The following is a 13,259-nucleotide window of genomic DNA, read 5'->3' on the forward strand; positions in this document are numbered from 1 at the left end:
CGGCCTGCATCGGTCAACTATTTCTAACCAAAAGAAATTGGAGGCAAACTTGTTCAATCTCATTGTGGGCACAGGGACGCAGAACGCGCGGCAAAGCTCTATGACGGCGAGCCGCGTCTTCGAGCATACAGAAGAACATCTTGTAGAGCGGTTTAAGCCAAACGGTAGGTTGGACGTTCCGGCACTTATGGCTTTGCCAACGCTCTTTATGGAGGAAGGCACAACCGATGAACCGGCACGGGTCGGCTGGCTTTCACGGATCACATCAGTTGGGCGCGACTATCAATTTCAGTATACCTTTGATCCAGATATCCCCACACTGACAAATGCCGACATATACGCAATGTCGGCTGAGCTTCAAATGACCGATTGGGAATTCTCGCGAAACCATTGGGCGGTCAAAGAGGCGGATTTGAGCTATCAGCTATTAAAAGCTCAGTCTGCACAGGCACCGCGACCAACCGTTTTTCAGCTTAGCGACAAGCCGGTTCAACAGAACCTTGTGTCACTCATGATGCCTTTTTCTGGCGCGTTTGGTGCCGTGCATGCTGCGATCAAGGGTGTGGTTGAACCGATGGGATATGAATGTCGTCGCGCCGATGATTTTTGGCTACATGCTCACATCATGCAGGACATTGTAGAGCTTATTTCTACATCCGCCGTCATAATCTGCGATCTGTCAGGGAAGAACCCGAATGTTTTCTATGAGGCCGGGATTGCGCATACGCTTGGCAAAGAAGTCATACTGATAACGCAGCATATGGATGATGTGCCATTCGATCTGCGTGCACTGCGGTGCATCACCTACCACAACAACTCTGAGGGAGTGGCAAAACTTGCTCACGATGTCGCGGAGAGATTGCAGACAATTGCCAGCCGGTGACCCAGCAGGCCGCAGAAGACCCAGACGGAACCCAGTATTTCAAATACTTCTGGGTTCACGGATACCCCTTATTTATATGCTCCAAACCACACTTAGACCCAGTAGACCCAGATAAAAACAATATTGGTGGAAAGTAGTTGGAAGGAATGGGCAAGGAATGCGCCGTGCGCGTTCCTGTCAAGTTTGAGAAATCACTGGGCCTTTGGGTTTTCTGGGTCCATTCGGATTAAGTTCTTGTTTTAAATTGACAAAATTAGACCCACATCCGACATGGGATGTGGGTCTCGCTGCGGCACATGGGTCATCCGTAGGTCTGGGCAAGTTCGGCACGCAAGCCCGCTAACGCGGGCACCTCCACCCATCTACCCTTCTTGCTTGTCACCCCATCATCGCCTTGCGCCGCAAGGCGCGGGTTCACAAATTCAATATTCTTCTTGTTATCGCCTTGTTCCGCGTCTTTGCCCAACAAATCGCGGACGGCGTTCGCCGTCGCCTTTGCAGCGCCGCCATGAGTGCCCCGCCCCTGTATAGCCGCGACAAGATGTTCGCGAAGAACCGGTGTCGGTTCATCGTCTGACAGATCGTAAGTGAAGGCAGTCCCATCCTTGTCGATACCTGACAAAACCCCAGCTTCAATGATGGACATGAGCGCGCCCTTTGGCCCTGACAGGCCGTATGATGCCTGTTCCTGCAACGCTGCCGTCTTTGGTGGTGAGCGCAGCGCATCCCACGTCATGCCGTGCTCAACCGGGTCCCAGTTCATTAGCTCATAGGTCATGGCCTCAAGGCCACCATTCGCCATCTGCCGGTCAATGTCTTTGAAGAACTGTATGTTCTCCTTGTCTTTGACGCTGCAAACCTTCCGATTGTTGTTCACCCGGAACACGGCGAAACGGCGGGCATCGGCATTGTCATCGGTTGGTATGACCCATTCTTCGTTCGAAACGAAAGCAAATCGTATGTAATTCGACTTTTCCGCCCGATCCACGCCCTTCCGTTCAATCGTGATTGTTTCGCTGCTGATATGATCTTTGAGGGTGCCAGCGGCTTCCTTGTCGCCAGACCAGAAAGCTTCCTCTGCCACAACCAAAATCTTGGCGTCTAGGTGTGCGTTAAAGTTCCCTACAAGGGCCTTACGGCTAGTGATCTTGGTGGCGTGACAACCAATGGCGGCGCGGACGTGATCCCAAAGCTTGCTCTTGCCTGTGCCTTGGTCTCCTATCAACGCGATAGATGATCCCAACTTGCGTCCGGGGTTCTGGAAAAGGTCCGCAAGCCACGTCATGACCCAATTGAACAGCTTTTCGTCTTCATCATCGTCCGCTCCATTACCGGCGATGATCTGATTGCGGATGTGGTCACGCAACAACGACCAGTCACCGGCAACAGGTTCAGTCTTGATACCTGTCCATGTATTGTAAGGACCGCGCTGGACGCGCGCCGCATCGGGTTCAAACTGCGTTCCGATGTAGGTCTTGCGAGCCGGATCAGTCAGGAACAATTGGGCGGGGTCAATTTGCTTGACGTTTTTGCCGTCAGGATTCCATGAAACGCGGCGGTTTTTGAATGCCTTGTTGAACCCGGTGTCGCGCCAGAAATCCGTCTCACACCCCCGTGAGGGACGCAGGGCAACGCGGACTTCCCCGCCCTCTAAAATGACGAAACTGTACATCTCGGACATGCTCTGGCGCATCTGCGCTTCGATCTTGCGAACGTTGGCACGAAGTTTATCACCTTCACCGGCAACCCACCCACCTTCTGCCAGTTTGGCGTCAAATAGCGGGTCACTAAGCTTGCGCCGTTCCTCAAATTCTAAAGGCGGCGTATCTTCTTCGACTACTTCATCGTCGATGAGTAAGAACTCTTCATCAAAAAGCGCGTCCTCTTCAAACCACCCATCTTCGAGCATCTGTTGAATGAATTCGAGTTTGTGCCGCCCCTTGCAAGCGTCGTGGTGACAGAAGACAGACCAGACTTCATGTTCATTTGCATGGGGGTTCATAGCCATTGTGGCTGTGCCACCCGATGACGAGTGTTCATGTTCAAATGGGCACTCGATATGCAGCGTGTCCGGTCGTTCACCGCCTGCGACACGAATACGGTCGGGCGAGTATGCTTCAATTGCGTCGCAAATGAGAAAGCGGTGCTTATGCTCATGATGCCACTTGTTAAGTGACCGCCCAGTCTCCGGCATGAGGAACCGTTTTACCTCCCCACCTTCGCTACCATCTGCCAGAAACGCGTCACCTTGGGGCTGACGCCCCCTTATGTACTCCGCCTTCGAAAAAGGTTCGATATCTTCGAAATTGAGGGGCTTTCCCATCACAATGCAATTATAAAACTCAGCCCCCTTGGGGCTTCTGGGCGTATAGAAGCACCGGTTAATATCTGTGGAGCTAACGTCGAATTCAGCCTTCAAGATGTTCCGGCAAACGCCAGTCACCTTGTCCGCCCAAATGTCTTTCCAGCCTGCCAGTGTCGGAGCGAGGTCTGCCAATTCCACCGGTTCGGCAAGTGGCAGCACCACGCGGAATTTGTCTATTGCGGGCACTTTCAAGATGATGCGCAACCCGTCCTTTGTCTGCGTCCGCGCGTTTTCGATCTCTACTGCGTCAATAAATGCAGCATCGTATCGGGTCGCGTGGTGCAGACGCAGGTATTCCTTGATCTGGGCAAGGTCTGGGGACGAGGCTAGCGTCAGCTTGCGCACTACATCATCATGCTTCAATTCAAGCCGCGTGGTGAGATGATTGAAGGTGCTGTAAACAAACGCAAACACCCCGGCGGCTTCCAAATTCTGTATTGTGTCTTCCATGGACGCGCCTGCGTCATGGTCTGTGACGATTGCATACATTGTCTTGACGGCAGAATCCTTGCGCGCGCCGTCGATATTCTCGGAGGGGCATATTGCATCACCATGTTTGGAGTCCGCTTCCGGGTGAACTGCCAAACCCCAAGATTTTTGATCCCCGTTAATCCATTGGTTCAGGGTCAATTCTTCTCGTTTCCAATGACCATCGCGGGTGTTGTGGCGGGGGGCGTCGGGACACACCTTCCCGGTCATGAAAACGAACTTCTGATCTAGAAGATCATCAAGGTCTAGCGATGTATCGCCGCGAATTTCTGCATGGTGCAACCATCCATCATCGCAATTATATTGCGATTTAGAACAAAAATCTTTCATCTTATTACTCGTTTGCATTGACAACGGCGTGGTATTCGAGTACCGTTGTCGTGATTGAAAATCATAGCTGCGGCCTCCCGAACTCCAATTCGGGAATACAGGTCGCAGCTATTTTGTTCGGGCACGCGCTACGCGCGCCGAACGGCGATGTTTGGGTTTGATGTAGCCGGGCTATGCTGCAATCCGCAGCGCCAGACTTGCGGCCCGCCAATACATCGTCGGCGGGTCTTTTTTCTTGGCGACGGCTTTAGCAGGGATACGGTTTGAAAATCGTTAACTCACCAAGCAAAACATTGAAGGTAAAGCGAAATTACTTTCAGACGACGTGGCCCATGGCAGCGAACACGCCCATCAGCCGCTAACGCGGTCCCGTTGCAAGCCCAGAGGCAAACAGAAATTGCGCACATAGTCGGCAATCTCCGCTGCGGATAGCGCAGAGGCATGGTGTGCCATGACGTAATCGGTAAGTTCGCTTAAGTCGGCGCAGGTTGCAGCCGTGGCCGGGACGCCAAGGACACTGATCCTCATCGGAAACTTAATGCGACGACTGCCTTTCTCCGAAAGCTCGCAGGTGGCGGCGTTTAATCTGAGGGAACGCATCACCCCTGCGCCTTAGCTGTTGCGCGCGCAATTGCGGCGGCATCAAGTGTAAATCGCACTGTTTCACTATCGGCCCAGATCGTTTTGCCCTTTTCCTCAAAGGGCATGGCCCCGCAAAGCTTGGCGGCGCTTAGCATCGCCGCGCGGTCTGTGTGGAAATGAGTCATTAGACTATCCACGTCAAACGCAACTCCGGGCTGACACCCGGCGGCGAAGTCGCGTTCATAAAGAAGTGCCGATGCCATCGCGATCACCTCCGCCATTTTGTCCGGCTCAAAGGCCAGAATTCGCGCAAGCTCCGCGCTACGCGCGTCTTCTGCCGTTTCGTCGAAGCCATGGTGGTGCGCACCGATGCCGGGATCAAATCGTTCAAGGATCTTGAGGGTAAGACCATCGCCGCGCCTTTTGGCTCGACCACGCATTACCTGCTGCTACAGGCCCTGGCGGATGAAGGCATTGACCCGGCCAGCATGAAAATCCTCGATTTGCGGCCCAATGACATTGCCGTTGCCTGGTCGCGCGGGGATATTGACGCGGCCTGGTTCTGGGAGCCCAATCTGGACAAGGCGGTCAAAGATGGCGGCCATATCTTCATGACCTCGGGCATCATGGAAAAACGCGGCTATCCCACCTGGGATGTGGGCGTTGTGATGAACGAATTTGCCGACAAATATCCAACCTATGTCGAGAAATTCATCGCCGCGGAATGTGAAGGCATTGATTACTGGATCAGCAACCCCGCTGAAACCGCCGCGATCATCGCCGAAGAGCTGGAACTGTCGCTGGAGGATGCCACCCGGATGATGCGCGGCACGGAAATGGTGCCCTGCGAAAAGCAGCTGACCGCGCAATATATCGGCACGGAAGAGGCCGCCGGTGGTTTTGTGGACACGCTGATTGCCACTTCGGATTTCCTGGTCAGCCAGGATCGCCTGCCCGAAGCGCCCAGCCGCGAGGTGTTTGAAACCTTCCTTGAAGCCTCGTGGCTGCAAACCGTCGTCGCAGCCGAATGATGCGTCCCCTGACCATAGGTGCGCTTCGCAGCGCCTATGCGGAAGGTTCGGCAACACCGTCGCAAGTGTTGCCGGACCTCGCCCGCCGGTTCCCGGACCCCGATCAAGAGGGGGTCTGGATCTCAACCATCGCGCCCGACGTGCTGGCTGCCAAATGCGCCGCGCTTGAGGCCGATCCGGCGGCCAGGGATCTGCCGCTATATGGCATTCCGTTTTCGGTGAAGGACAATATCGACACGGCCGGGTTCGACACCACCGCCGCCTGTCCCGCCTATGCCTATCGCCCCGAGGAATCGGCCACCGTTGTGGCGCGGGTCGAGGCTGCGGGCGCGATCTGCATGGGCAAAACCAACATGGATCAGTTCGCGACCGGGCTGGTCGGTGTGCGCTCGCCCTATGGTACGGCCCGCAACCCGTTCAACCCGGATTATATTCCCGGTGGCTCGTCTTCGGGGGCGGGGGTGTCGATTTCGACAGGGATGGTGGCCTTTGCCTTTGGCACCGATACTGGGGGCTCGGGCCGGGTGCCGGCCAGCTATAACGGTATTTACGGGCTGAAACCCGCCCCCGGCGCCTGGAGCCGCCACGGAATGGTATATGCCTGCCGCAGTTTCGATACGGCAACTGTATTCAGCGCCGTTCTGGAAGATGCGCTGACGATTGATCGCATCGTGCAAGGCCCCGACCCAAAGGATCCTCTGGGCCAGGTTTGCGCAGGAATTGACGTGGCTGCCCCCCGTGTGGCGATGGCCCCGCCGGACCGGATTGACACTTTCGGCGATGCGGATGTCGCCGGGCTCTATCGGCAGGCCTATGCGCTGCTGACGGATCGGCTGGGCGCCACCGACACGGACCTTGCCTCGTTTCAGGCGATCAACGACCTGATGTTCTTTGGCCCCTATCTGGCCGAGCGTGACGTGTCCGTGGGGGCCTTCATTGATGCTCATCCCAGGGACTGTCACCCGGTGGTGGGGCCGATGATTCAGGCCAGCCGCGCGTTTACCGCCGCAGACGCCTATCGCGCGCTTTACGAAACCGCCGAGGCCCGCCATGTCACGCAAGCGTTCTGGCAGGCGCATGATGTGCTGATCACCCCAACCGTGGGGGCGCTGGTGACCCGCGCGATGTGCAAGGCAGATCCGCTGGGCCCGAATTTCCGCAATGGCACCTACACCAACTTCGCCAATCCCCTGGGATTATGCGCGCTGACGGTGCCCTTCGGCAGAACGCCGCAAAACGTCCCCTGGGGGCTGACGCTCTATGCTTTGCCCGACCGTCTGAGCGCAATAAGAAACACTGCCGAGGCGCTCAGGCGTCTCCAGCCGGGTGTCTGCGCACAGTGAACGATGGGGGCTCTTTGCTGCGGGGCGCTGACATCTATGACCCCACGTCTTTTGCCAAATCGCGCCTTTGCGCTTTTCTTTGCCTTGGGGGCCGTGCTGTAGTTCATGTGGAAACTATTTCTGCAATGAGGAACGAGGGAGAGAGATGGATTTCGGGATCAGGGAGGAGAACCGAAAGCTGCTGGAGCGTGTCGCCACGATGGTTCGTGACGAGATTGCCCCATTGGCCGAGGAATACGAAGCCGAAGTCGCCAAAGGCGATCGCTGGCAATATACCGAACGCCAGTCGGAAATTCTGGAAGGGCTGAAAGCCAGGGCCAGGGCCGCCGGGCTGTGGAATTTCTGGCTGACCGACAGTGACAAGGGCTTTGGCCTGACCACGGTGGAATACGCCTATTTCGCCGAGGAAATGGGCAAAACCCCGCTGGGCGCCGAGGTGTTCAATTGCTCGGCCCCCGACACCGGCAACATGGAGGTGTTTGAACGCTACGGCACCGAAGCGCTGAAAAAACAATGGCTTGAGCCGCTTCTGGCCGGTGAAATCCGCTCAGCCTATTGCATGACCGAGCCCAATGTCGCGTCCTCGGATGCCACCAATATCGCGATGTCCTGCGTGCGGGACGGGGATGACTATGTGCTGAACGGCGAAAAATGGTGGGCCTCGGGGGCAGGGGATCCACGCTGCGCCGTCTATATCGTCATGGTCAAAACCGGCGATGACGATCTGCCCAAACACAGGCAGCACTCGATGGTGGTGGTGCCCGCCGACGCCAAGGGAATCGAGATCCTCCGCCCCATGCAGGTTTACGGCGACGATGACGCGCCCCACGGCCACATGCATATGCGCTTTACCGATGTGCGTATCCCGGCGGAAAACCTGTTGCTGGGCGAAGGGCGCGGTTTCGAAATCTCTCAGGGCCGTCTGGGGCCGGGCCGCATCCATCACTGTATGCGGGCCATTGGCCAGGCCGAGGCCGCGCTGGAACTGCTGTGCAAACGCGCGCTGAACCGCGAGGCCTTTGGCAAACCGCTGGCCCATCTGGGCGCGAATTATGACATCATCGCCGAATGCCGGATGGAGATCGAACAGGCCCGCCTGCTCTGCCTCAAGGCCGCCTGGTACATGGATCAGGGCGATGCACGCGCCGCCGCCCCCTGGATCTCGATGATCAAAACGGTCGCCCCGCGCATGGCGCTAAAGGTGATCGACGAAGCCAGCCAGATGTATGGCGCTCAGGGCATCAGCCAGGACACCCCGCTGGCCCACGCCTGGACCCACGTGCGCACCCTGCGCCTTGCAGATGGGCCCGACGCAGTGCACCGCCGGCAAATCGCCCGGACGGAAATCCGCAAATATACCCAGCAAAAAGTCTGAAACGGCAAAGGGGCCCCCGCGTGGCCCCTTTATCCTTTCTTTGCTCAAACAAATACTCCGGGGTGAATGCGCGCAGCGCAGAGGGGCAGCGCCCCTCATGTCACTCCGCTGGCTGAAACCCTTCGATCAACTGCCGCAGCCCCAGCGCCGCCCCGGCAAAAATCGCCAGAAACGTCACCGGCGCGGAAAAGGCCAGCATCGAAAACGCGCTCAGCCCCTGGCCGACGGTGCACCCCAGCGCCAGCACGGCGCCGGCGCCCATCAGCGCGGCCCCGGTGATCTGGCGGCGCAGCTCGCGCGGGTCTTCGCAGGCCTCCCAGCGGAAATGCCCCTTGATCAGCGATCCGATAAAGGCCCCCGTGATCACCCCCGCAACCGAGCCCACCGCAAAGGACGGTGCCCGCGCCGAGGCGGTCATGAAATACAGCAGGCTTTCCCCCACGGGGGCCGAAAAACTGTGCGAGACCACCTGAATATCCGCAAATCCCGTCGCGGCCACCCAATGGCTGCCCGCCCAGCCCGACACGATGGCCACGCCCACAACGACGGACCAGAAAATCGCCTTGCCCTCGGTCAGGAAGGCCTTGTTGGATAGCGCGCCCAGCACGATCAGCGCGCCGATCGCCATCCCGATGCTATCCACCGAGCCCCCGGTCCAGCTGCTCAGCAGATGCGCGATACCGGGGGGCAGATCATTCACCACATCCTCTTGTGGGAAAATCATCACCCGCAGCGGCGCCAGCGGGCCCGACAGCACCACATAGGCCGACACGCCCATCACCAGAACGATGACAAAGGCGCGCATGTCGCCGCCGCCCAGCCGCGCAATCGAGCCGTAGCCGCAATTGCCGGCCAGCGCCATGCCATAGCCGAACATCAGCCCCCCCAGCACCGAGGCAAAGGGCATCCAGCGGATCGACAGATAATAAGAGGTTTCCGTCTGTAGCCAGCCCATGGCCGACAGCGCAAAGCTGCCCAGCACGGCCACGCCAATGGCCAGCGCCCACATCCGCATCCGTGTGCTGGATCCACCATAGAGCAGATCCTCAATCGCACCCATGGTGCAGAACCGGCCCAGACGCGCGGCCAGCCCCAGCAGCAAACCGCCACCAAGGCCCACCAGGGCGACCAGCACCTCTTCGGTCAGCATTTCCTGCATGATCCGTCTCCTCTCCAGATCAAACGCGGGTCTATCTTAGGCTGTTTCAGGCGTCTTTGTCGTCGCAGAACAGATCGTAGACCAGTTCCAGTATACGCCGAGGCTTGTCGTCCGCCAAACGGTAATAGATGGCCTTGCCCTCGCGGCGGGGCACAACCAGCCCCTCCAGCCGCAGGCGGGACAGCTGCTGCGACACGGCTGCCTGACGCGCGGACAGCAGGGTTTCCAGCTCTGTCACGGATTTTTCGCCGGTGACCAGGTGGCACAGGATCAACATCCGTCCTTCGTGGCTGACGGCCTTTAGAAAGTTGGACGCATTGGTGGCGTTGTCCACGATGCGATCCATCTCGTCTTCGGTTATGGTGTTGGTGAACACCGGCAGTGCCATTGCCTGTCCCTCTGGGCGTATTGACCTCTTGACTGAGGTTATCAACTATTTCGTGGGCCAAGTCCATGGGGACGCCGCGTCGCAGCGGACGTAGCGTCAGCCCGCGCTTTTCTGGTAATCCGTCTTGGCCTTCAGCATCATTTCCAGCATCCCCCAGAAGAAGTCCTCGCCGGGGTAGCCTTCGATTCTGCCGATCTCTTGGTTGTTCTCAAGCAGGACAAAGGTGGGGGTGTAGACGACCTTGCGGGCGAATTGGATGCCTTCGGCCTTATCCGAGATGTCCATGATCCGCAGCGGGGCGTATTTACCTTCGGCGGAATTGGGGTAGATGGGGCCGATTTTGTCTTTCCATTCAATGCAGTAATGGCAACCGGGGCGTTCAACCATCAGGAGCTCGACAGCGCCAGCAGAAAGCGTCATGCTGACCCAGGTCAGGACGGAAATCAGAAAAAGACGCATGGGCGTGGCCCCCCGGATTGACGACAAGTTGTCGCACAACATAATATGAATATGTGAATTATTCAAGGAGTCGCGCGGATGTTGGATATCTCCTTTGCGGGGGCGGCGCTAGCGGGGCTGTTGTCCTTCTTTACGCCCTGTATTCTGCCGATGGTGCCGTTTTATCTGTGCTATATGGCCGGAATTTCCATGTCCGAACTGCGCGAGGATGGCGCGATTGCGCCGGGCGCGCAGCGGCGGCTGGTGGTCTCGGCGGTGATGTTCGCGCTGGGGGTTAGCTCGATCTTTGTGATGCTGGGGATGGGGGCGACGGCGCTGGGGCAGGCCTTTGCCCAGTGGAAACAGCCGCTGAGCTATGTGGCTGCGGCGGTGCTGTTCGTCTTTGGCCTGCATTTCCTGGGCGTGCTGAAAATCGGCCTGCTGTATCGCGAGGCCAAGATCGAAAGCAAAGCCGAGCCCACGACGGTGCTGGGCGCCTATGTGATGGGGCTGGCCTTCGGGTTTGGCTGGACCCCCTGCGTGGGGCCGGCGCTGGCCTCGATCCTGATGATCGCCAGCGGGATGGGGGACATCTGGCGCGGCGGTTTGTTGCTGCTGGTTTACGGTCTGTCAATGACTGCGCCGTTTATTGTGGCCGCGCTCTTTGCCAAACCTTTCCTGCGCTGGATGCAGAGACATCGGAAATATCTGGGCTATGTTGAAAAGGCGATGGGCGCGATGCTGATCCTGTTCGCCATTCTGATCGCGACGAATGCCGTTAATCTGATCGCGGATGCGATGATCCGCTGGTTCCCGGCCTTTGGCAGCGTGGGATAAGCTTTTTAAGGGAGGGAAGGACATGAAACGACTGCTACTGACGCTGGCCGCTATGATCGGGCTGGCCACATCCGCGATGGCTGAAATCGGCGATGACGGGCTGCATAAAACACCGTGGATGCGTGACACGTTCAAAGACCTGCGCGAAGATCTGGCCGAGGCCAATGCCGAAGGCAAACGCCTGGCCGTGATCATCGAACAGCGCGGCTGTATCTATTGCCAGAAAATGCACGAGGAAGTGTACTCGGACCCCGCGCTGTCGCAATTCATCGCGGACAATTTCTTTGTGGTGCAAATGAACCTGCACGGCAGTGACGCGGCCATTGATTTCGATGGCCAGGAGATGTCTCAGTCGGCGTTGATGCGCAAATGGGGGATTCTGTTCACGCCCACCGTGCTGTTTTTCCCCGAGGACGTCCCCCAAGGCGTTCCGGCCCCTCAGGCCACCGTCGCCATGATGCCCGGCGCCTTTGCCAGGGGCACCACGACGGATATGTATACCTGGGTTGCCGAGAAGCGATACTTGCTTGATAATGGGGAAGATTTCCAACGCTATCACGCGCGACGAATCCAAGAGCGCAACAATGGAAAATTTGACTGACCCGCAGCGCAACATCCAAAAAAATTCACAAGTGTGAATTTGTTGTTGCGTTCCGCGCGGGCGGTGAACTACGGTATACCGAGCTATAACAGCCATAACGACCCATGGGAGGAATCATGAGGCTAACTACTCTGACACTGGCGGCAAGCCTTGCTGCTGGCGCGGCATTTGCCAACCCGGTTGCGCCCGCAGATGTGGTATTCACCGAGGACGGGGCTGTCGAACAGTCTCTGACGGGTGCAGCTGGAAACGCGGACGCAGGTTTCGACGTCTTCTCGAATAAGAAAAAAGGCAATTGCATTGCCTGCCATAACATCGAGGAACGCACGGATCTGACCTTTCCGGGCAATGTTGGCCCCATTCTGGACGGCGTAGGCGAAAACCGCACCATCGCCGAGCTGCGCGGCATTCTGGTGAACTCGAAAATGACCTTCGAGGGCACAGTGATGCCGGCCTATTACAAAGTCGATGGTTTCACCCGTCCGGGCAACGCCTATACCGGCAAAGCTGCGGATGGCCCTCTGGATCCGCTGCTGTCGGCTGCACAAATCGAAGATGTGATTGCCTTCCTGTCCACGCTGAAGTGACACGGCAATTCTGAGCAAGGAGACGAAAATGGAATTCTCAAGACGCGATACGCTGGCGCTTGGGCTGGGGGCCGCGGCGCTGACCGTTCTGCCGATCCAGGTCAATGCAGCTGCTGACGACGCAATCGCCACCTTCACCGGCGGCGCAGACATGGCCGAAGGCGGCGTGACCCTGACCGCCCCGGAAATCGCCGAAAACGGCAATACCGTGCCCGTTTCGGTCGAGGCAGCCGGCGCCACCGCCATTCTGCTGCTGGCCACCGGCAACCCGACGCCGGGCGTGGCTACTTTCAACTTCGGTGAACTGGCCGGTTCGCAATCGGCCTCGACCCGGATTCGCCTGGCCGGCACCCAGGACGTTGTTGCCATCGCCAAAATGGCTGACGGCAGCTTCGCCAAGGCCAGCTCGACCGTGAAGGTCACCATCGGCGGCTGCGGCGGCTAATCAGGACATAGGAGAGACAAAATGGCATCTGGTGTAAAACCCCGCGTCAAGGCCCCCAAAAAGGCCGCAGCTGGCGAAGCCGTTACGCTGAAAACCCTGATCAGCCACAAGATGGAATCGGGTCAGCGCAAGAACAAGGATGGCTCGGTCATCCCGCGTTCGATCATCAACCGCTTCACCTGCGAGTTCAACGGCACCTCGGTGATCGACGTGACCCTGGAGCCCGCAATTTCGACCAACCCCTACTTCGAATTCGAAGCCACCATCCCCGAAGCAGGCGAGCTGAAGTTCACCTGGTACGATGATGACGGATCGGTCTATGAGACCTCGAAGAAGGTTGCGATCGCCTAAACGAATGAAAACAAAGCGCCTTGCTTCCCATGTGGGGGCAGGGTCGCTTCAGGGA

General features: G+C 57.9%; 14 protein-coding genes. 9 read left to right on the forward strand and 5 right to left on the reverse strand.

Translation table 11 applies throughout. The annotated features are described in order from the left end of the window. Positions 1-49: 49 nt before the first annotated feature. On the forward strand, positions 50-883 hold the full coding sequence (locus tag ACP15O_RS03450; protein WP_425094641.1) for a hypothetical protein: 834 nt from the start codon (positions 50-52) through the stop codon (positions 881-883). Positions 884-1,184: 301 nt separating this feature from the next. On the opposite strand, the gene ACP15O_RS03455 is transcribed toward ACP15O_RS03450, so the two are convergent. Continuing rightward, a complete protein-coding gene (locus tag ACP15O_RS03455) occupies positions 1,185-4,067 on the reverse strand; it encodes a primase-helicase family protein (protein WP_425094642.1) in 2,883 nt (960 codons plus the stop codon). 599 nt (positions 4,068-4,666) lie between these two features. After that, a complete protein-coding gene (locus tag ACP15O_RS03460) occupies positions 4,667-4,912 on the reverse strand; it encodes a hypothetical protein (RefSeq protein ID WP_425094643.1) in 246 nt (81 codons plus the stop codon). Between ACP15O_RS03460 and ACP15O_RS03465 the strand changes: the two genes are divergently transcribed. The 3 genes from ACP15O_RS03465 (at position 4,892) to ACP15O_RS03475 (ending at position 8,398) form a co-directional block, all read left to right on the forward strand. Continuing rightward, positions 4,892-5,680 (forward strand): taurine ABC transporter substrate-binding protein, encoded by a 789-nt coding sequence (locus ACP15O_RS03465; RefSeq protein ID WP_425094843.1) that lies wholly within the window; start codon positions 4,892-4,894, stop codon positions 5,678-5,680. The genes ACP15O_RS03460 and ACP15O_RS03465 overlap by 21 nt on opposite strands. Further along, entirely contained in the window at positions 5,680-7,023 is a 1,344-nt protein-coding gene (locus ACP15O_RS03470) for an amidase family protein (RefSeq protein WP_425094644.1), read from the forward strand. The genes ACP15O_RS03465 and ACP15O_RS03470 overlap by 1 nt, the downstream gene beginning before the upstream one ends. 145 nt (positions 7,024-7,168) lie before the next feature. Continuing rightward, positions 7,169-8,398 carry an acyl-CoA dehydrogenase family protein gene (locus ACP15O_RS03475; protein WP_425094645.1) on the forward strand — a complete coding sequence of 410 codons (1,230 nt, stop codon included), beginning with the start codon at positions 7,169-7,171 and terminating at the stop codon, positions 8,396-8,398. 100 nt (positions 8,399-8,498) lie between these two features. On the opposite strand, the gene ACP15O_RS03480 is transcribed toward ACP15O_RS03475, so the two are convergent. The 3 genes from ACP15O_RS03480 to ACP15O_RS03490 form a co-directional block, all read right to left on the reverse strand. After that, complete coding sequence (locus ACP15O_RS03480; RefSeq protein ID WP_425094646.1) at positions 8,499-9,557, reverse strand: YeeE/YedE family protein; 1,059 nt, start codon at positions 9,555-9,557, stop codon at positions 8,499-8,501. A gap of 46 nt (positions 9,558-9,603) precedes the next feature. Beyond that, complete coding sequence (locus tag ACP15O_RS03485; RefSeq protein ID WP_425094647.1) at positions 9,604-9,945, reverse strand: ArsR/SmtB family transcription factor; 342 nt, start codon at positions 9,943-9,945, stop codon at positions 9,604-9,606. Between the two features lie 96 nt (positions 9,946-10,041). After that, positions 10,042-10,404 (reverse strand): hypothetical protein, encoded by a 363-nt coding sequence (locus ACP15O_RS03490; RefSeq protein ID WP_425094648.1) that lies wholly within the window; start codon positions 10,402-10,404, stop codon positions 10,042-10,044. A gap of 78 nt (positions 10,405-10,482) precedes the next feature. On the opposite strand from ACP15O_RS03490, the gene ACP15O_RS03495 reads away from it, so the two are divergent. The 5 genes from ACP15O_RS03495 (at position 10,483) to soxZ (ending at position 13,204) form a co-directional block, all read left to right on the forward strand. Continuing rightward, entirely contained in the window at positions 10,483-11,220 is a 738-nt protein-coding gene (locus tag ACP15O_RS03495) for a cytochrome c biogenesis CcdA family protein (protein WP_425094649.1), read from the forward strand. 22 nt (positions 11,221-11,242) lie between these two features. Then, positions 11,243-11,821 (forward strand): thioredoxin family protein, encoded by a 579-nt coding sequence (locus tag ACP15O_RS03500; protein ID WP_425094650.1) that lies wholly within the window; start codon positions 11,243-11,245, stop codon positions 11,819-11,821. A 116-nt stretch (positions 11,822-11,937) separates the two neighbouring features. Continuing rightward, complete coding sequence (gene soxX, locus ACP15O_RS03505) at positions 11,938-12,408, forward strand: sulfur oxidation c-type cytochrome SoxX (protein ID WP_425094651.1); 471 nt, start codon at positions 11,938-11,940, stop codon at positions 12,406-12,408. A 28-nt stretch (positions 12,409-12,436) separates the two neighbouring features. Beyond that, a complete protein-coding gene (gene soxY, locus ACP15O_RS03510; RefSeq protein ID WP_425094652.1) occupies positions 12,437-12,853 on the forward strand; it encodes a thiosulfate oxidation carrier protein SoxY in 417 nt (138 codons plus the stop codon). Between the two features lie 21 nt (positions 12,854-12,874). Further along, entirely contained in the window at positions 12,875-13,204 is a 330-nt protein-coding gene (gene soxZ, locus ACP15O_RS03515) for a thiosulfate oxidation carrier complex protein SoxZ (RefSeq protein WP_425094653.1), read from the forward strand. The last annotated feature ends 55 nt before the right edge of the window (positions 13,205-13,259 follow it).

The organism is Youngimonas ophiurae (nom. illeg.) (assembly GCF_049803795.1).
Taxonomy (GTDB): Bacteria; Pseudomonadota; Alphaproteobacteria; order Rhodobacterales; family Rhodobacteraceae; genus Thalassobius.